The sequence below is a fragment of the Pannonibacter sp. Q-1 genome (assembly GCF_054073275.1).
Genome location: NZ_JBSXNB010000004.1, coordinates 731,737 through 750,535 on the forward strand (window position 1 = coordinate 731,737; position 18,799 = coordinate 750,535).

At 63.9% G+C, this 18,799-nt stretch carries 15 protein-coding genes; 11 read left to right on the top strand and 4 right to left on the bottom strand.

Features of this window, described 5'->3' with window-relative positions; genetic code table 11:
- Positions 1-12: 12 nt before the first annotated feature.
- Positions 13-2,316 carry a xanthine dehydrogenase family protein molybdopterin-binding subunit gene (locus ACVNHC_RS14845; RefSeq protein ID WP_457167687.1) on the bottom strand — a complete coding sequence of 768 codons (2,304 nt, stop codon included), beginning with the start codon at positions 2,314-2,316 and terminating at the stop codon, positions 13-15.
- A gap of 223 nt (positions 2,317-2,539) precedes the next feature.
- A complete protein-coding gene (locus tag ACVNHC_RS14850; RefSeq protein ID WP_457167688.1) occupies positions 2,540-4,213 on the bottom strand; it encodes a long-chain-fatty-acid--CoA ligase in 1,674 nt (557 codons plus the stop codon).
- Between the two features lie 486 nt (positions 4,214-4,699).
- Between ACVNHC_RS14850 and ACVNHC_RS14855 the strand changes: the two genes are divergently transcribed.
- The 8 genes from ACVNHC_RS14855 to ACVNHC_RS14890 all read left to right on the top strand — a co-directional run bounded on the left by ACVNHC_RS14855 (position 4,700) and on the right by ACVNHC_RS14890 (position 14,492).
- Positions 4,700-5,971 carry an ROK family protein gene (locus tag ACVNHC_RS14855; protein ID WP_457167689.1) on the top strand — a complete coding sequence of 424 codons (1,272 nt, stop codon included), beginning with the start codon at positions 4,700-4,702 and terminating at the stop codon, positions 5,969-5,971.
- Positions 5,972-6,044: 73 nt separating this feature from the next.
- Positions 6,045-7,064, top strand: coding sequence for a sugar ABC transporter substrate-binding protein (locus ACVNHC_RS14860; protein ID WP_050474175.1), 1,020 nt, complete (start codon positions 6,045-6,047; stop codon positions 7,062-7,064).
- 132 nt (positions 7,065-7,196) lie between these two features.
- Positions 7,197-8,267 carry an ABC transporter permease gene (locus ACVNHC_RS14865; RefSeq protein WP_050474277.1) on the top strand — a complete coding sequence of 357 codons (1,071 nt, stop codon included), beginning with the start codon at positions 7,197-7,199 and terminating at the stop codon, positions 8,265-8,267.
- Positions 8,264-9,040, top strand: a complete 777-nt coding sequence (locus ACVNHC_RS14870) for an ATP-binding cassette domain-containing protein (protein ID WP_050474176.1) — start codon at positions 8,264-8,266, stop codon at positions 9,038-9,040. Before ACVNHC_RS14865 ends, ACVNHC_RS14870 begins: the two co-directional genes overlap by 4 nt.
- 163 nt (positions 9,041-9,203) lie before the next feature.
- Entirely contained in the window at positions 9,204-10,676 is a 1,473-nt protein-coding gene (gene zwf / locus ACVNHC_RS14875; protein ID WP_457167690.1) for a glucose-6-phosphate dehydrogenase, read from the top strand.
- A gap of 191 nt (positions 10,677-10,867) precedes the next feature.
- A complete protein-coding gene (gene edd, locus ACVNHC_RS14880; protein ID WP_457167691.1) occupies positions 10,868-12,688 on the top strand; it encodes a phosphogluconate dehydratase in 1,821 nt (606 codons plus the stop codon).
- 27 nt (positions 12,689-12,715) lie between these two features.
- Entirely contained in the window at positions 12,716-13,354 is a 639-nt protein-coding gene (locus ACVNHC_RS14885) for a 2-dehydro-3-deoxy-phosphogluconate aldolase (RefSeq protein WP_019964500.1), read from the top strand.
- Between the two features lie 190 nt (positions 13,355-13,544).
- The gene (locus ACVNHC_RS14890; protein ID WP_457167693.1) at positions 13,545-14,492 is read left to right on the top strand and encodes a calcium/sodium antiporter; all 948 of its coding nucleotides are present in this window, start codon (positions 13,545-13,547) and stop codon (positions 14,490-14,492) included.
- A gap of 33 nt (positions 14,493-14,525) precedes the next feature.
- Here the strand turns inward: ACVNHC_RS14890 and ACVNHC_RS14895 are convergent, their stop codons facing one another.
- Positions 14,526-14,933, bottom strand: coding sequence for a rhodanese-like domain-containing protein (locus tag ACVNHC_RS14895; RefSeq protein ID WP_050474278.1), 408 nt, complete (start codon positions 14,931-14,933; stop codon positions 14,526-14,528).
- A gap of 206 nt (positions 14,934-15,139) precedes the next feature.
- On the opposite strand from ACVNHC_RS14895, the gene pgi reads away from it, so the two are divergent.
- From pgi to ACVNHC_RS14910, 3 genes are all read left to right on the top strand, one after another.
- Entirely contained in the window at positions 15,140-16,765 is a 1,626-nt protein-coding gene (gene pgi, locus ACVNHC_RS14900; protein WP_094463272.1) for a glucose-6-phosphate isomerase, read from the top strand.
- A 172-nt stretch (positions 16,766-16,937) separates the two neighbouring features.
- A complete protein-coding gene (locus tag ACVNHC_RS14905) occupies positions 16,938-17,207 on the top strand; it encodes a glycine zipper domain-containing protein (protein ID WP_019964496.1) in 270 nt (89 codons plus the stop codon).
- Between the two features lie 76 nt (positions 17,208-17,283).
- Positions 17,284-17,568: a hypothetical protein gene (locus ACVNHC_RS14910; RefSeq protein ID WP_050474181.1), complete on the top strand. Its 285-nt coding sequence runs from the start codon at positions 17,284-17,286 to the stop codon at positions 17,566-17,568.
- A 60-nt stretch (positions 17,569-17,628) separates the two neighbouring features.
- Here ACVNHC_RS14910 and ald read toward each other — a convergent pair whose 3' ends face one another.
- Positions 17,629-18,759 (bottom strand): alanine dehydrogenase, encoded by a 1,131-nt coding sequence (ald, locus tag ACVNHC_RS14915; protein ID WP_457167724.1) that lies wholly within the window; start codon positions 18,757-18,759, stop codon positions 17,629-17,631.
- Positions 18,760-18,799: the final 40 nt, after the last annotated feature.

The window sequence follows — 18,799 nt, forward strand, 5'->3', positions numbered from 1 at the left end:
CGCATTGCGTTGTCAGGCGCGGGCGGCCTGAATGGCCTGCCAGACCCGGTGCGGGGTGGCGGGCATGTCGATATGCTCCACCCCTGCCCCATCGCGCAGCGCCATCTGCAGGGCATTCATCACGGCCGCGCAGCCGCCGATGGTCCCGGCCTCGCCAGCGCCCTTGATGCCCAGCGCGTTGGTGGTGGACGGCACGTTCTTCGTCTCGAAATGGATATCCGGCAGGTCCGATGCCCGGATCAGGCGGTAGTCGAGCAGCGAGGCCGTCAGCAGCTGACCGTCCGCATCGAACACCGTTTCCTCGCACAGGGCCTGACTGATCGCCTGCACCGTGCCGCCGATGACCTGTCCGGCGAGCAGAACCGGGTTCACCGTGACGCCGAAGTCATCAACGATGGTGTAGTTCAGCAGCTCGACATCGCCCGTCTCCGGGTCCACTTCCAGCTCGCACACATGCGTGCCGTTGGGATAGGTGGCTTCGGCCTGCTTCACCTCTTCCTGACCGGCGAGCTTTTCACCCGCTGCAGCGGCAACCGCAGCCAGCGAAACGGAACGGTCGGTGCCGACGACACGGACCTCTCCATCCACCAGTTCCAGATCATCAATGCCGGTTTCCAGCTGATCGGCGGCCTTTTCCTTGATCTTGCGGACAAGGCTCTTCGAGGCTTCCAGCACCGACGGCAGGCCGAGCGGAATGGAGCGGGAGCCGCCCGTGCCGCCGCCCTGACGCACACGGTCGGTATCGCCCTGGATCACCTCGATCTGGCCGATATCAAGCCCCAGCTGTTCGGCGATCACCTGCGAATAGGCGGTGGCATGGCCCTGACCGTTGGTCTGGGTGCCGATCAGCAGCGTCACCGTGCCAGTGCCGTTCAGTTCCACCGTCGCCTCTTCCCCGCCGGGGAAGGCGCAGGCCTCGATGTAGCTGCAAAGGCCGATGCCGCGGTATTTGCCCTGCGCCGCGCTCTCTGCCTGGCGGGCGGCAAAGCCGTTCCAGTCCGCCACCTCAAGCGCCTTGTCCATGTGTCCGGCGAAGTCGCCGGTGTCATACATGCGGCCCGTCGCTGTGGTATAGGGCAGCGCGCTGGAAGGCACGAAATTACGGCGGCGGATTTCCGCCGTGCCAAGGCCGGTCTCAAGTCCTGCCTTCTCGATCAGCCGTTCGATCAGATAGGCCGCTTCCGGACGGCCCGCACCGCGATAGGCATCGGTCGGCACCGTGTGGGTGTAGACGCCGGTCGCCGTGACGAAAAGCGCCGGAATATCATAGAGCCCCGTGGACATGGACGTGCCGACGAAGGGGATGAACGGGCCATACTGGTGCAGATAGGCACCCATGGCCGCCAGCACCTGGATGCGCAGGCCAAGGATGCGGCCATCGGCATCCAGCGCCAGGTCGGCGGTGGTGATGTTGTCGCGGCCATGCGCGTCGGTGACGAAGTGGTCCATGCGGTCGCCGGTCCACTTCACCGGACGGCGCAGCTTCTCCGCCGCAAACAGGCAGAGCGGATATTCCCGGTAGACGAACATCTTGGTGCCGAAGCCGCCGCCCACTTCCGGGGTGATGATGCGCAGCCGTGCCGGATCGATGCCGAGGATATCCTTGGCGATGATGTCCCGCTGGCCATGGCCACCCTGCGTGCCCGCCGTCAGCGTGTAGCGGCCGCTGTCCGCATCATATTCGGCAAGGCAGGCGCGCGGCTCCATGTAGTTGGCCACGAGCCGGTTGTTGACGAGACGGATAGAGGTGACATGCGAGGCCTTGCGGAAGGCTTCTTCCGTCTTTGCCTCATCACCATGCCCGAGGCGGAACGCCTTGTTGGTGCCATGCTCCGGCCAGACAAGCGTTGCCCCGTCCTGAGCCGCCTCCTCGATATCGACGATCACATCGAGCGGCTCATAATCCACCTCGATCAGTTCCGCCGCCGACTTGGCCGCATTGACGCTGTCAGCGACGACGAAGGCAATGGCATCGCCCACGTGGCGGACGGTATCGGTGCAGAGCACGGGCCGCACGGGGCACCAGTGCATGGTGCCGTCCAGCTGCTTCATCACCGCCTTCACCGGCATCGGCTTCATGCCGTCAAGGTCAGCCCCGGTCAGCACCATCGCCACGCCCGGATGGGCGCGGGCCTCATCGAGACCGGAGACGGAAATCCGGGCATGCGCCATGGCGGAGCGCAGCACATAGGCATGCAGCGTGCCCTCGGGGGCAAAGTCATCCGTGTAGCGGCCTGTGCCGGTGATCAGGGCAGGATCTTCCTTGCGGCGGACCGGGGCACCGATCCCGAATTTCTTCGGCGTCATCTGGTTCATCTGGAAACGGCCTCGATTGTTATGGGCTGATGCAGCCATGCGGCGCGTGGGGATTGGCCTGAAGGGGCTGCGAAGCTTGTCTTGTCAGACAAGAATGTTGTGCCGGACCGTGAAACGTCAACCCCGAATTAGAAGCAAGACGCCCGATCCTCATATCCGCAGGAATGACAAGGAGCCCGCCGGTGGTATCCGGCGGGCCCCTCATCGGGATCAGGGTCAGGCGTCAGGCGGCCGGCTGATTGGCAGCAGCCGCAGCCCGCTTGGCAGCTTCTTCCTCGACCAGCTCCTTCTTGGACAGCTTGCCCACCATGGTCTTGGGCAGCGCATCGCGGAACTCGATCTCGCGCGGCAACTCAATGGCAGAGAGGTGATCCTTGAGGAAGGCGCGCATTTCCTCCTGCGTGACCGTGGCACCGGCCCGCAGCTTGACGAAGGCCTTCGGCGCCTGTCCCCGGTACTCGTCCGGAACCGCGATCACGATGGCCTCTTCGACGCCTGCATGCTGATACAGGGCTTCCTCGATCACGCGCGGATAGACGTTGTAGCCCGAGCAGAGGATGAGGTCCTTGATCCGGTCCACCAGATAGATGAAGCCGTCCTTGTCGGCATAGCCCACGTCGCCGGTGTGCAGGAAGCCGTTCTCGATGGTGCGGGCGGTTTCCTCGGGCCGCTTCCAGTAGCCCTTCATCACCTGCGGCCCCTTGACCACCAGTTCCCCCTTCTCGCCCTGCGGCACAGTGCTGGAGAGATCGTCCAGCGCCCGGAATTCCGCCAGCGTGCCGGGGGCCAACTGGCCGATGGAACCGGCGCGTCGGCGCTCGTCCAGGGGATTGCATGAGACAACTGGCGAGGTTTCCGTCAGTCCGTAGCCTTCCACGAGGATACAGCCGGTAATCGTCTCGAACTTCTCCTTCACCTCCACCGGCAGCGGCGCGCCGCCGGAGATGCACAGCTTCACGCTGGTCAGGTCATAGGAGACGGTGAGCGGTGAGTTGTTGATTGCCGTGTAGATCGTCGGGACGCCCGGGAACAGCGTCGGACGGGTGCGCTTGATGGTATCCAGCAGCAGCTTCATGTCGAAGCGCGGCATCAGAACCATCTGCGCGGCAAGCACGACAGCAAGGTTCTGCGCCACGGTCATGGCAAAGACGTGGAAGAAGGGAATGACGCAGAGCATCCGCTCCTTGCCCTTCTCCGCCGCATGGAAAATGTCCTTCATCTGCTCGATGTTGGCGGACAGATTCGCATGCGTCAGCATCGCGCCCTTGGGCACGCCGGTGGTGCCGCCGGTATATTGCAGCACCGCCACGTCCTCGGCCGGATCGATGGCGACCGGTACCGGATTGGCGCCCCGGTTCAGCAGGGCCGCATAGGGCACGTGGCCGCTGTCCGCCTTCCAGGCGGCCCGGTCCTTGCCCTTGAACAGGGCGAACAGCGCCCGCTTCACCGCAGGCAGGATATCGGCCATCGGGCAAACGATGAGCCTGTCCAGGATGCCATCCTTGCGCACCGCCTCGACCTTGTCATAGATGACCTTGAGGTCGAGCGTGACCATGATGCGCACTTCCGCATCCCGCGCCTGAAAGGCGATCTCGCGCTCCACATAAAGCGGGTTGAAATTGACGACCGTTGCCCCGGCCTTCATCAGCGCGAAGTAGAAGACTGTGTAGTAAGGCGTGTTGGGCAGGCACAGGCCAACCTTCGTGCCTTTGGTGACCCCCAGTGCCTGCAGGCCTGCGGCAACGCGGTTCACCAGGGCACCGAGCTCACCATAGGTCCAGGTCTTGCCGAGAAAGTCGACAGCCGGGCTCCTGCCATAGGCTGCGACGGTTTCCTCCAGATATTCATGCAGCGGGCGGGGCCTGAAAGCCGCGACCCATTCCTCCACTTTCGCCATGGCGGTCTCCAATCGAGATTCTGCGCCACCTGGAAAACCCCGGCCCGGGAGCCCAACTCCCGGCTTGCGCTCACCAGCGCAACCTCCCTGCCTGCGGCATTCCAGGTTGATACCCCTGCCTGGGGCGTCCTCCTACAGATTTGACGTTCCTTCCGTTTACGTCAACCTGCGACGTAACGGCACCTGCGACTTTTTTTCTGAAATGTCTGGAGAGGCGGCCTTCAACCTTACCTGAACGCGATTTCGGATTTCACATTTCGGATGGCATTTCCGGCACCCGGGGAAGATTGCTTCAGCACATTACCCCTAGTTGAAATTGCCATCTCCTCAAAACGTGTAAGGGAATCTAATATCCCAGAAGCTGCAGTTTGACGCAGTGCAGCAACGAAAATGGTTGACTGCACGCCTTAAGCATCAAATAATTAAATCAACAAAAATTATTCGGTGCTGGCGCGGCTTCATATCGGCCACCAGGGAGGACGCTGAATGGCAGGAAACGTCACAAGCGGGAGAGGCAGCAATTCGGCGCAACTGCGCCGTTACAACGAACGTATCGTGCTGCAGATCCTGCGCCGCGCCGGGGAAGCCTCCAAAGCAGAGCTCGCCCGCGCTGCCAACCTGACCAATGCGGCGATTGGCGCCATCATCCAGGAACTGGCCCAGGACGGCCTGATCGAGGAAGTCGGCAAGCGGCACGATGGCGGCCGCGGCCAGCCGGCCACGATCCTGCGCCTTGCCACACGCGGTGCCTTCGGCTTCGGCGTCCGCCTCGGCCGCGCCGGGATCGAGACCGTGCTGGTTGATTTCGCCGGCCGCATCATCGGGCGCAGCTACCACGACATGATCCTGCCGCTTCCCTCCGTTGCGGTTGACATGATCCGGCAGGACATCGAGAGGCTGCAGGACCTTCTGTCCCCGGCCGAGCGCCGCCGCCTGACCGGTATCGGCCTTGCCCAGCCGTTCAATCTGGGCGCGTGGTTGCAGCAGCTTGGTCTTCCTGCAGAGAACTTCAAGCCGTGGGACGAGGTGGACTTCGCTGCAAGCCTTGAGGCGGCCACCGGTCTTCCGGTTTTCGCCGAGAATGACGGCACGGCAGCGGCAGTCGCCGAGCTGTTCTACGGGCTTGGCCGCCAGGAAGACAATTTCCTCTACCTGTTCATCGGCCCGGCCATCGGCGGCGGGTTGATCATGAATGGCGATGTGGTGCGCGGCGTCACGGGCAATGCGGCCGACGTGGCTGTTATGCCGGTGACGCCAAGCAAGCTGGCCGGCGCCCCGCGCCCGAAAGGCAGCTGGGACATCCTTCTGACCCGCGCCTCGCTCGGCGCGCTGGCACGGCACCTGACGCAAGGCTCCGGCCTGCGCCCGTCACGCGCCGAACTGGAACAGGCGGTCATCGCCGGGCGGCCCGAAGTGGGGGAATGGCTGGAGGATTGCGTGGATGCGCTGCTGCCTTCGGTCCGCGCCAGCCACGCCCTGCTCGACATGCCGCTGATCGTGATCGACTGCGACATCGACAGCGGCATGCTGAGCCGTCTGATCGGGAAACTGCACCGGGCGCTTGTTGAAGAAGCGCCGGAAGCGCGCGATGCGCCGCGTGTGGAACACGGCAGCTTCGGGCAGGACGCAGGCGCGCTCGGCGCTGCCAGCCTGCCCATGTTCTTCAATTTCTCGCCGCGGGCAGAAATCCTGACCGGCGGCCTGAAGGGATCGGCGGGGGTGGGAGCCCTCCGTCTGGAAGCCCCCTCGACAGCTTGAGGGGCAGCCGTTCTGGCCTGAACCGGCCGGGGCCAGAACGGGAGGAGACAAACGGCCAGGGAGGATGACGACAATGATCCGCAAGATGCTTCTCGCAGGTTCCGTACTCGCAGCCATGGGCGCCGTTGCCCCGGCACAGGCCGACACGGTCAACGCCTGCCTCATCACCAAGACGGACACCAACCCCTTCTTCGTGAAGATGCGCGAGGGTGCTGCCGCAAAAGCCAAGGAATTGGGCATCCAGCTGAATGCCTATGCCGGCAAGGTGGACGGCGACAACGACACCCAGGTCGCAGCCATCGAAACCTGCATCGCCAACGGCGCCAAGGGCATCCTGCTGACGGCCTCCGACACCTCCGCCATCGTTCCGGCCGTGAAGCAGGCCCGCGATGCCGGCATTCTCGTCATCGCACTGGACACCCCGCTCAACCCGATCGATTCCGCCGACATGACCTTCGCCACCGACAACTTCCTGGCCGGTGAGCTGATCGGCCAGTGGGCCGTCAAGACCCTGGGCGACAAGGCGGCAGACGCGAAGATCGCCATGCTCGACCTCGATGTGTCCCAGCCGACCGTGGACGTGCTGCGCAACCAGGGCTTCCTCAAGGGCTTCGGCATTGATCTGGGCGACCCGAACAAGTGGGGCGATGAAACCGATCCGCGCATCGTCGGCAATGACGTGACCCAGGGCAACGAGGAAGGCGGCCGCAAGGCCATGGAAAGCCTGCTCGCCAAGGATCCCTCGGTCAATGTGGTCTACACCATCAACGAGCCGGCAGCCGCTGGCGCCTATGAGGCCCTGAAGTCCATCGGCCGCGAGAAGGACGTGCTGATCGTTTCCGTCGATGGCGGCTGCCCGGGCGTTGCCAATGTGGAAGCCGGTGTCATCGGCGCCACCTCCCAGCAGTATCCGCTGCTGATGGCCGCCAAGGGCATCGAGGCGATTGCCGCCTGGGCCAAGGACGGCACCAAGCCGCAGGCCTCCGATGGCAAGGACTTCTTCGACACGGGCGTGTCGCTCGTCACCGGCCAGCCGGTGGATGGCGTCGAGTCCATCTCCGTCGAGGAAGGCAAGAAGCTCTGCTGGGGCTGAGACCCCGCGCATGCGGATCGGGCGGCAGACCCGCCTGATCCCTGACGTCACAAGAACCAGAAAACATGCCGGAGAAGATCCGGGCGCCCCGCGGCGCCCGGTGTCTCTCTCACAGCGGGAGGAGGCTTGGCCGTGAGCAAGACCGACAACTTCGAGGATGCGGTAAAAACGCGCCGGGAAGAGAATTTCGCCGAGTTTCAGGATCCGAAGAAAGGCGTCCTGCAGCAGTTTCACCATGCGCTGCACACGAACACGGCGCTTGTTCCGCTGCTCGTTCTCCTCGCAGCCATCCTGTTGTTCGGTGCCTATCTCGGAGAGAGGTTCTTTTCGCCCTTCGCCATGACGCTGATCCTGCAGCAGGTGCAGATCGTCGGCGTGCTGGCGGCGGCCCAGAGCCTGATCATTCTCACCGCCGGCATCGACCTCAGCGTCGGCGCCATCGCGGTGCTGACGTCCGTCATCATGGGCCAGTTCACCTTCCGCTATGGCATTCCGCCCGCCATTTCGGTGATGATCGGCCTTGCCTGCGGCACGATGATCGGCGCCGTCAACGGCTGGCTGGTCTCGCGCGTCAAGCTGCCGCCCTTCATCGTCACGCTCGGCATGTGGCAGATCGTTCTGGCTGCCAATTATCTTTACTCTGCCAATGAAACCATCCGTGCGCAGGACATCGAAACCCAGGCGCCCTTCCTGCAGTTCCTTGGCACAACGGTGAAATTCGGCGGCGCCAGTTTCACTTACGGCGTCTTCCTGATGATCCTCGTCGTGGCAGTGCTTGCCTATGCGCTGCGAAGCACCGCCTGGGGACGGCATGTCTATGCGGTTGGCGATGACCCGGAGGCGGCGAAGCTTGCGGGCGTCAACGTGCACCGCACGCTCATGTCGGTCTATATGCTCGTCGGCTTCATCTGCGGCCTGGCCGCCTGGGTCATGATCGGCCGCTTCGGCTCCGTCTCGCCCTCGGCCACCACCGGCGTCATCGGCAACATCCAGGCAATTACGGCAGTGGTGATCGGCGGCATCTCGCTCTTCGGCGGGCGCGGCTCCATCGTCGGCGCCTTCTTCGGCGCGCTGATCGTCGGCGTGTTCGAACTGGGCCTGCGCATGTCCGGTGCCGATCCGCAGTGGACCTATCTTCTCATCGGCGTGCTGATCATCGCCGCCGTCACCATCGACCAGTGGATCAGAAAGGTAACGGCATGACCGAAGCAATTCTGAAGGCCCGTGGCCTCGTCAAACGCTATGGCCGCGTCACCGCCATGGATCATTGTGACTTCGACCTGATGCCGGGCGAGATCCTCGCCGTCATCGGCGACAATGGCGCGGGCAAGTCCACCCTCATCAAGGCACTGTCCGGCGCCGTGACGCCGGATAGCGGCAGCATCTATCTGGATGGGGAGGAAATCCGCTTCACCTCCCCCAATGATGCGCGCATGGCCGGGATCGAGACCGTCTACCAGACGCTCGCCATGTCCCCTGCCCTGTCCATCACCGACAACATGTTCATGGGCCGGGAGATCCGCAAACCCGGCCTCATGGGCAAGCTGTTCCGCACCCTCGACCGCAAGGCCATGGAAGACTTCGCCCGCAAGAAGCTGGCGGAACTCGGCCTGATGACCATCCAGAACATCAACCAGGCGGTGGAGACGCTTTCGGGCGGCCAGCGCCAGGGTGTCGCGGTGGCCCGCGCCGCGGCCTTCGGCTCCAAGGTGATCATCATGGATGAGCCGACAGCCGCCCTCGGCGTGAAGGAAAGCCGCCGCGTGCTGGATCTCATCAAGGACGTGAACTCGCGCGGACTGCCGATCATTCTGATCAGCCACAACATGCCGCATGTGTTTGAAGTGGCGGACCGGATCCATATCCACCGGCTCGGAAAACGCGCTGCGATCATCAAGCCCGCCGATTTTTCCATGTCGGATGCGGTGGCGATCATGACCGGTGCCATGGAACCTCCGGTCGGCCTAGCCGCCTGATTTGAAAAGGCTTTCGTCTCCGCCCCACAAAAAGACCGAAACGGGCGGAGACGTTCCGGAGAATGCGTGTTAGCATTGCGGCCCAACCAATTTTCCTTTATTTAACTCATCGAAATAAATCAGACGGCCGTTGCGGCCGCACTCCAAAAGGGAGACGAGGAGCATGGCCGTTCGCGTGATCGCAGTGGATGATTTCGATCTGGTCGTATTCGGCGGCACCGGTGACCTCGCGCACCGCAAGCTGCTCCCGGCCCTCTATTTCCGCGATCTCGACGGCCAGATTCCAGATGCGGCCCGCATTCTGGTCACATCGCGGCGCGAATTTTCCTCCGGTGAATACCGCACCTGGGCGGAAGCAGCCCTGCGCGAGCACATCAAGGATCTCGACGATGCCGCGCTCACCCGCTTCCTTGGCCGCCTGACGTATGTCGCCATCGATGTGGCCGCCGACGCCGGCTGGGCGGAACTGGGCAAGATCCTGAACCAGCGCCCGGATGTGGTCCGCGCCTTCTATCTCGCGGTGTCGCCGGATATCTTCGGCACCATCTGCGCCGGGATCGGCAAGGCAGGCCTCGTCAATGCCAACACGCGCGTCGTCATCGAAAAGCCGATCGGCAAGGACGGGCAGTCGGCCAAGGCGCTGAACGAGACCATCGGCAAGGTGTTCCAGGAACACCAGATCTTCCGTATCGACCATTATCTCGGCAAGGAGACGGTGCAGAACCTGATGGCGCTGCGCTTTGCCAACGCCCTGTTCGAGCCGCTGTGGAATGCCGCCCACATCGACCATGTGCAGATCACCGTGGCCGAGTCGCTCGGCGTCGGCGGGCGCGCCGGTTACTACGACACGGCCGGTGCCCTGCGCGACATGGTGCAGAACCACATTCTCCAGCTGCTGTGCCTCGTCGCCATGGAGCCGCCCGCCTCGATGGATGCGGACAGCGTGCGCGACGAGAAGCTGAAAGTGCTGAAGGCGCTGGCGCCCTTTACGCCCGAACTGGTGGAAAAGCACATCGTGCGCGGCCAGTACAAGGCCGGCGCCTCCTCCGGCGGTGCCGTGCCGGGCTATCTGGAAGAGCTGGGCCGGGACGACAGCCTCACGGAAACCTTCGTCGCCATCAAGGCAGAGATTGCCAACTGGCGCTGGTCCGGCGTGCCGTTCTACCTGCGCACCGGCAAGCGCCTTGCCACCCGCGTGTCGGAAATCGTCGTGCAGTTCCGCCCGATTCCCCACTCCATCTTCGGCTCGGAAGCCGGTGTCATCACCGACAACCGCCTCGTCATCCGCCTGCAGCCGGATGAGGGCGTGAAGATGGAAATCATGATCAAGGACCCGGGCCCCGGCGGCATGCGCCTGCGCCGGGTGCCGCTGGACATGAGCTTTGCCAACGCCTTCAAGGTGCGCAATCCGGATGCCTATGAGCGGCTGATCATGGACGTGATCCGCGGCAACCAGACCCTGTTCATGCGCCGCGATGAAGTGGACGCGGCCTGGCAGTGGATCGATCCGATCCTCGAATCCTGGTCGGCCACCAAGGACCAGCCCAAGGGCTACACCGCCGGCACATGGGGCCCTTCTGCGTCGATCGCTCTGATCGAGCGCGACGGACGGACCTGGTCGGAAGAAAACGCCTGATCCACGGCGAGCTTGGGCAACCGTGCCGCCCGCCCCTGCTGGCGGCACGCTGACCGGGATCGAAAATGAGATGCCGGAAGCAGTTGCCGCTTCGGCTTAAATCGATTAAATCCGCAGGGCGGCGGGATTGTGATCTGCTCTGGACGCCTGATGCGCCCCTCCCGCCCCGGAACTGAGGGAGAGAAAGTTCCATGACCGTGCATGCCCGCATCGCAGAGGTGACCGAGCGCATCGTCAAGCGCAGCCACGACAACCGCTCCCGCTATCTGGACCGCATCCGGGCCGATGGCGAGAAGGGGCCGCGCCGCTCCACTCTGGCCTGCGGCAACCTCGCCCACGGCTTTGCCGCCTGCACCGTTTCCGACAAGGCCGCCCTCGCAGGCGACGTGGTGCCGAACCTCGGCATCATCACCGCCTATAACGACATGCTGTCGGCCCATCAGCCCTACGAGACCTATCCGGAGTTGATCCGGCAGGCCGCCCGTGATGCCGGTGCCGTTGCCCAGGTGGCAGGCGGCGTTCCGGCGATGTGCGATGGCGTGACGCAAGGCCAGTCGGGCATGGAACTGTCGCTCTTCTCCCGCGACATCATCGCCATGTCCACGGCCATCGGCCTCTCCCATGCCATGTTCGATGCCGCCGTCTATCTCGGCATCTGCGACAAGATCGTTCCGGGCCTCGTCATCGGCGCCCTCTCCTTCGGCCATCTGCCTGCGGTCTTCATCCCGGCAGGCCCGATGACCTCGGGCATCACCAATGACGAGAAGGCCAAGACGCGCCAGCTCTATGCCGAAGGCAAGGTGGGCCGGGCCGAACTGCTGGAGTCGGAATCAAAGTCCTATCACGGCCCCGGCACCTGCACCTTCTACGGTACAGCCAACTCCAACCAGATGCTGATGGAGATCATGGGCCTGCATATGCCGGGCGCCTCCTTCATCAATCCGGGCACGCCGCTGCGTGAGGCTCTGACCCGCGAAGCGGCCAAGCGGGCGCTGGCGATCAGCGCCCTCGGTAACGAATACACCCCCGTCGGTGAGGTGATCGACGAGCGCGCCATCGTCAACGGCGTCGTCGGCCTGCATGCCACCGGCGGCTCCACCAACCACACCATGCACCTTGTCGCCATGGCCAATGCGGCCGGCATCAAGCTGACCTGGGATGACATTTCCGAGCTGTCCGACGTGGTGCCGCTGCTCGCCCGCGTCTATCCGAACGGCAAGGCGGATGTGAACCACTTCCAGGCCGCAGGCGGCATGGGCTTCCTCATCCGTGAGCTTCTGTCCGCCGGACTGCTGCACAAGGATGTGCGCACCGTCAACGGCACCGGCCTTGATGGCTACACCGTCGAAGCCAAGCTGAACGATGATGGCACCGTCCGCCGTGATGCCGCGCCTGCCGTGTCGGGCGATGAGAAGGTGCTGGCGCCGATGCCTAAGGCCTTCCAGGCCAATGGCGGGCTGAAAGTGCTGGACGGCAACATGGGCCGCGCCGTCATCAAGATTTCCGCCGTGGCCGCGGAGCGCCACATCATCGAGGCCCCTGCCCGCGTCTTCAATTCGCAGGACGACCTTCAGGCGGCCTTCAAGCGCGGCGAGCTGACCGGCGACGTGGTGGCCGTGGTGCGCTTCCAGGGCCCCAAAGCCTGCGGCATGCCGGAACTGCACAAGCTGACGCCCGCGCTTGGCATTCTTCAGGACAAGGGCCTGAAGGTGGCGCTGGTCACCGATGGCCGCATGTCCGGCGCCTCCGGCAAGGTGCCGGCCGCCATTCACGTCACGCCAGAGGCTTGCGACGGCGGCCCCATCGCCCGTATTCAGGATGGCGATGTGATCCGCGTCGATGCCGTCAAGGGAACACTGGAAGTGCTGGTGGATGCGGTGGAGTTCAACGCCCGCCCGCTCGCCACCTATGACCTCTCGGCCAACCAGACCGGCACGGGCCGTGATCTCTTTGCCCCCTTCCGCGCCCTCGTCGGCACGGCAGACACGGGCGCTCATGTTTTCGGCAGCTGATGCTGCCACGACCGGAAGGACCAAGGAATGCCGCAGGATACCGCCCGCATTGAAGCTGTCATGACCGCTGCGCCGGTCATCCCCGTTCTCATCGTCGAGGACCCTGCGGCAGCCGTTCCCATGGCTCAGGCCCTGGTGCGCGGCGGCCTCCCGGCCATCGAGATCACCCTGCGCACCCCGCGCGCGCTGGAGGCCATCAAGGCCGTTGCCGACAACGTGGAAGGCGCCATTCCGGGTGCAGGCACCGTGCTGGATGCCGCCCAGTACGAAGCCGCCGTCAAGGCAGGCGCCAAGTTCATCGTCTCCCCCGGCGCCACGCCGAAGCTGCTGGATGCGGCGGAAAACTTCGACGTGCCGCTGCTGCCGGGCGCTGCCACCTCTTCGGAAGTGATGGCCCTGATCGAGCGCGGCTATCTGCGCCTCAAGTTCTTTCCCGCAGAGCAGGCGGGCGGTGCTTCCTATCTGAAGTCCCTGTCCTCGCCTCTGGCACAGGTGAAGTTCTGCCCGACCGGCGGCATCACCCTGGAGAAGGCCCCAGGCTACCTTTCCCTGCCGAACGTGCTGTGCGTCGGCGGCTCCTGGATTGCCGATGCCAAGGCCATTGCCTCGGGCGACTGGGCCGGGATCGAGGCCCGCGCCCGCGAGGCGGCCGCCATCAAAGGCTGATACACACAAATATTCTGTATTTTCGGGACCTAATGAACCGGCGGGCTTGAAAAACCCGCCGGTTCTTCTTAAGTGCGCCGGGATTTTCCGGACTGTTTTCCAGACAGTTGTGATTTTTGGTTCCGCTCGTCTCTCACGGCAGAGCGAACACGGCCGGCCGATCCGGCATCTGACAGAAGGAAGTGGTTTTATGGCATTGGATCTGACGTATCTTGCAGCCGGTCTCATCCTTCTGTTTTTGGGCGGTGAAGCGCTCGTGAGAGGCGCGGTCTCCATCGCAGCGCGATTTGGCATGCCGCCACTGATCATCGGTCTGACGATTGTCGGCTTCGGCACCTCCATGCCGGAACTGCTTGTGTCGCTGAAGGCGGCCTTTGACGGCGCGCCCGACATTGCCGTCGGCAATGTGGTCGGCTCCAACACAGCCAATATCCTGCTCATCCTCGGCGTTGCTGCCGTGATCTGCCCGATCCCGACCGCCATTCCCGGCATCCGCCGGGACCTCGCCATGGTTACCCTTGTCGCCGCCTTCACGCTGGTGCTGGGCTATCTCGGCCATGTCTCCCGCCTGATGGGCGCGGCGATGTTCGTCACCCTCTGCGCCTATCTTTTCTATGCCGCCGTCTACGGCAAGAAGGAGGAAGCAGAGGAGGACGACGAGCACGCGCCTGTGCCGATGCCGCTCTGGATGCAGCTTGCCTATATCGCCGGCGGCCTTGCGGGCCTTGTCATCGGAGCGGATCTGCTGGTGCGCGGCGCCACATCCATCGCCCGCGGCTATGGCATCTCCGAAGCGGTGATCGGCCTCACCATTGTTGCAGTCGGCACCAGCCTGCCGGAACTTGCCACCTCCGCCATCGCCGCCTTCCGCCGCCATTCGGAAATCGCCATCGGCAACGTGCTGGGCTCCAACCTCTTTAACATCATCGGCATTCTGGGCGCGACCGCCGTCTTTCATCCGGTCGCAATCGCCCCCAGCATCGCCAGCTTCGACATTCCGCTGATGCTGGGCGTCACCGTGCTGCTGGCGCTGATGCTGCTGGGGCTGAAGTCGATCAACCGGCTGGCTGGCGCCGTCTTCCTGGTGTTTTACACGGGCTACTGCGGCTATCTCTTCAGCCAGATGCCGGGCGTCTGAGGTTCGGCCACATCGCAGCAAGACGCGCCGGGTTCAGGCGCGTCTTGCCATTTGCTCGACGGCACCGCCTGCCGTGGCCCAGGCCGCAAACCCGCCCTCAAGGTGAACGACCGTTTCCAGACCCATCTCGATGGCCGTCCGCGCCGCAAGCGCAGAGCGCCAGCCTGCCGCGCAGAAGAACACAAAGGTCGCATCGCTGGCGAAAACCGGCTTGTGATAGGGGCTCGCCGGATCGATCCAGAATTCCAGCATGCCGCGCGGGCAGGAAAAGGCGCCGGGAATGGCCCCTTCCCTCTGGATCTCGCGCACATCGCGCAAGTCAACGAAGACATAGCCATCACGGCCAAGCAGCAGCTTCGCCTCTTCGGCGGAAATCACGCTGACCAGCTCTGCCGCCTCTGCCAGAAGCACATCGATACCGCGCGATATTCTGTGAGCCATGCCAAAGCCTCCCGAGAAACCGGACGGGCCAATCATGCCACTGTCCGCCGCAGAAGGCGACCCATCAATGGCACAAGAAGATTTCACGCCGTCATTCCGCTGCCAGGAAACTGGGGCATGGCACTGTCATGCCCGCGTGCTATACCATTGCCATGATTTGCAGTATGCCTGCGCAGTCAGGATTTTAAATCGATTAAGGAGCTTTCATGTTCACTCCGGACCACTGGCAGTCGCTGAAGTCTCACGCCAATGACCTGAAGGCCACCAGCCTGCGCAATCTGTTCGCGGCAGACCCCAAGCGGTTCGACAAGCTGAGCGTGCGCGACGGTGACCTGCTGATCGATTTCTCCAAGTCGCTGCTGACGGCCGAGACTGTTTTCCTGCTGTGCCGCTTTGCCCGCGAAGCCGGGCTTGAGACGCAGCGTGCCGCCATGTTTGCGGGCGAAAAGATCAACGGCACGGAAAAGCGCGCCGTGCTGCACACCGCCCTGCGCAACCAGTCGGACGAGCCGGTGCTGGTGGATGGCGTCGATGTGATGCCGGATGTGCGCGAAGTTCTCGCAGACATGGGCGAATTTGCCGAGGGCATCCGCTCGGGCGACATCGCCAGCGCCTCCGGCGCGCCTTTCACCGATGTGATCAACATCGGCATCGGCGGCTCGGACCTTGGCCCGGTGATGACGACGCTGGCGCTTGCTCCCTATCACGACGGCCCGCGCCTGCACTACGTGTCCAACGTGGATGGCGCCCATATTGCCGACACGCTGAAGGACCTGGACCCGGCCACGACGCTGGTGATCGTCGCCTCCAAGACCTTCACCACCATCGAAACCATGACCAACGCCCGCACGGCCCGCGCCTGGATCGCCGAAGCGCTGGGTGAGGCTGCCGTTGGCGCGCATTTCTGCGCCGTCTCCACCGCGCTGGACAAGGTGGCTGCCTTCGGCATCGGGGAAGACCGCGTGTTCGGCTTCTGGGACTGGGTTGGCGGGCGCTATTCCGTCTGGTCGGCCATCGGCCTGCCGCTGATGATCGCCATCGGTCCGGATGCCTTTGCCGAATTCCTCGAAGGCGCCCATGCCATGGACGAGCATTTCCGCACCGCCCCGCTGGAGCAGAACCTGCCGGTGCTGCTGGGCCTCACCGGCGTGTGGAACCGCAATGCCATGGGCTACGCCGCCCGCGCCGTGCTGCCTTACGACCAGCGTCTGTCGCGCCTGCCCGCCTATCTGCAGCAGCTCGACATGGAATCAAACGGCAAGCGCGTGACACTGGATGGCACCACGGTGGAAACCGAGACCGGCCCGCTGGTCTGGGGTGAGCCCGGCACCAATGGCCAGCACGCCTTCTATCAGCTGCTGCATCAGGGCACGACGGTGATCCCTTGCGAGTTCATCGTCGCTGCAAAAGGCCATGAACCGGAGCTGGCGCATCATCACGAGATGCTGGTGGCCAACTGCCTCGCCCAGTCCGAAGCCCTGATGCTGGGTAAAACGCTGGATGAAGCCAAGGCGCAACTGAAAGCCACTGGCATGGCGGCAGACGAAGTGGAGCGGCTGGCTCCGCACAAGGTGTTCCCCGGCAACCGGCCGTCCATCACCATTGTCCATGACCAGCTGACGCCCTTTGCGCTCGGCCGCCTGATCGCGCTCTACGAGCACAGGGTGTTTGTCGAAGGCGTCATCTGGGGCATCAACTCCTTCGACCAGTGGGGCGTGGAGCTTGGCAAGGAGCTGGCGACGGCCCTGCTGCCGATGGTCAAGGGCGAGGCTCCGGCCGATGGCAAGGACGCGTCCACACGCGGTTTGCTGGCCGCATTACGTAGCGCTTGACGGAACTTGGCTGCGAAGTCACCTTGTCAGGCGGACGGTGCGATTTATTGGAACCAAATCAGCGCTGATGGGTTACAAAAGTGACATGGATCACCGCAATCTCGTCACTTTGGACTAATATCGGTGGCGGTCTTGGTTGCGGAATCATATCCGCAATTTCGGGAGAAATCAGATGAAGAGATTCGTTGTTCTTGCTGCGGCCGGTCTGCTGCTCGCAGCCTGCCAGTCCGACAGCCAGCGTGACCGCGCCCTGGTCGGCGGTGGTCTTGGTGCTGCAACCGGCGCCGTGATTGGTGCTGCGGCGACGGGCGACGTCGGCGGTGCCCTCGTGGGCGGCGTCATCGGCGGTGCCGGTGGTGCGATCGTCGGTTCGGCAACCACGCCGAAAAACTGCGTGGCCTATGACCGTTACGGCCGTCCGTACCGGGTTGTCTGCCCGTAAGCTTCAGGCTTGACTTGACAGGCAAGGCCTTCCCCATCCATCGGTGGGGGAGGCCTTCTTGTTTTGTGAGAGATCCGTGCCACAGTTCCCCTTCCCCGCCGCAGCGCTGCTGCTTGCATCCGGGCTTGCACTTGCCGCCTGCAATTCGGCAAGCCAGACCGAGCGGGCCGTCGCGGGGGCAGCTGTTGGCGGAGCGGCAGGCACCGGCGCAGGCTGGCTGCTGGGCGGCAATCCGGGCGCAGCCGTGGCCGGCGGCGTGGTGGGCGCGGCGGGCGGCGGCCTGATTGGCGCCCTCACTCCCGGCAAATGCGTCAAGCGCGGCCCGGACGGCATCTATTACCGCATCCCCTGCCCCGAATGAAAAAACAAAACCCCGGCGCCTTGCGGCACCGGGGTTCATGTCATTCAGTCAGTGAAAGCCTTAGGCCGTCAGCGCGGCTTCCGGCGCGACATAGTCATAGCCCAGAGCCTCGGCAACGGCCTGGCAGGTCACCTTGCCCTTGTAGACATTGAGGCCCGGCAGGAAGGCCGGATTGGCCAGCAGCGCAGCCTTGGCGCCCTGATCGGCCAGCGCCAGCGTGTAGGGCAGCGTCACGTTGTTGAGGGCGAAGGTCGAGGTGCGCGGCACGGCGCCCGGCATGTTGGCAACGCAGTAATGCACCACGCCGTCGACGATATAGGTCGGCTCGGCATGGGTGGTGGCGCGGGAGGTTTCGAAGCAGCCGCCCTGGTCGATGGCAACGTCCACGACGACAGAGCCATTCTTCATGCGGCGGATCATGTCAGCCGTCACCAGCTTCGGCGCGGCAGCACCGGCCACCAGAACGGCACCCACGACGATGTCCGCATCCAGCACATACTGCTCAAGCGCAGCCTTGGTGGAATAGACGGTCCGCAGGCCCGAACCGAAGGTGCGCGACAGCCCGGCCAGCACATCGACGTTGCGGTCCAGCACGGTCACATCAGCGCCGAGGCCCAGCGCCATGGTGATGGCATGGGCACCGACGACACCGCCGCCGATGACAACGACCTTGGCAGGCGCCACGCCCGGCACGCCGCCGACGAGGATGCCCGAGCCGCCAGCGGCCTTCTGCAGCGCATTGGCACCAGCGGTGATCGACAGACGGCCGGCAACCTGGGACATCGGCGCCAGCAGCGGCAGGCCGCCACGGCCATCGGTCACGGTTTCATAGGCAATGCAGGTCGCGCCGGACTTGACGAGGTCTGCGGTCTGCTCCGGATCCGGAGCCAGGTGCAGGTAGGTGAAAAGCGTGTGATCGGGGCGCAGCATGGCGCGCTCAACGGCCTGCGGCTCCTTCACCTTGACGATCATTTCGGCAATGTCGAAGACTTCCTTCGCCGTTGCACAGATCTTGGCACCGGCCACCACGTAGGCTGCATCTTCAGCGCCAATGCCGGCGCCTGCATTCGTCTCGACATAAACTTCATGGCCATGAGCCACAACTTCCATGACGCTATCCGGCGTCAGACCAACACGGTATTCATGGTTCTTTATTTCTTGGGGCTGACATAGATAGCTAGGAAAGGCTATTTTTGTCAGATGGTTAAGTTCAGGCGCCGGAGCAGGCTTC

Bases quoted from the DNA above. Each gene is read 5' to 3' on its own strand.
- ACVNHC_RS14885 (WP_019964500.1), top strand. From the start codon at position 12,716: ATGCCGCAGGATACCGCCCGCATTGAAGCTGTCATGACCGCTGCGCCG.
- ACVNHC_RS14890 (WP_457167693.1), top strand. From the start codon at position 13,545: ATGGCATTGGATCTGACGTATCTTGCAGCCGGTCTCATCCTTCTGTTT.
- pgi (WP_094463272.1), top strand. From the start codon at position 15,140: ATGTTCACTCCGGACCACTGGCAGTCGCTGAAGTCTCACGCCAATGAC.
- ACVNHC_RS14855 (WP_457167689.1), top strand. From the start codon at position 4,700: ATGGCAGGAAACGTCACAAGCGGGAGAGGCAGCAATTCGGCGCAACTG.
- ACVNHC_RS14845 (WP_457167687.1), bottom strand. From the start codon at position 2,316: ATGAACCAGATGACGCCGAAGAAATTCGGGATCGGTGCCCCGGTCCGC.
- ACVNHC_RS14870 (WP_050474176.1), top strand. From the start codon at position 8,264: ATGACCGAAGCAATTCTGAAGGCCCGTGGCCTCGTCAAACGCTATGGC.
- ACVNHC_RS14895 (WP_050474278.1), bottom strand. From the start codon at position 14,933: ATGGCTCACAGAATATCGCGCGGTATCGATGTGCTTCTGGCAGAGGCG.
- ACVNHC_RS14860 (WP_050474175.1), top strand. From the start codon at position 6,045: ATGATCCGCAAGATGCTTCTCGCAGGTTCCGTACTCGCAGCCATGGGC.
- ACVNHC_RS14850 (WP_457167688.1), bottom strand. From the start codon at position 4,213: ATGGCGAAAGTGGAGGAATGGGTCGCGGCTTTCAGGCCCCGCCCGCTG.
- edd (WP_457167691.1), top strand. From the start codon at position 10,868: ATGACCGTGCATGCCCGCATCGCAGAGGTGACCGAGCGCATCGTCAAG.
- zwf (WP_457167690.1), top strand. From the start codon at position 9,204: ATGGCCGTTCGCGTGATCGCAGTGGATGATTTCGATCTGGTCGTATTC.
- ACVNHC_RS14905 (WP_019964496.1), top strand. From the start codon at position 16,938: ATGAAGAGATTCGTTGTTCTTGCTGCGGCCGGTCTGCTGCTCGCAGCC.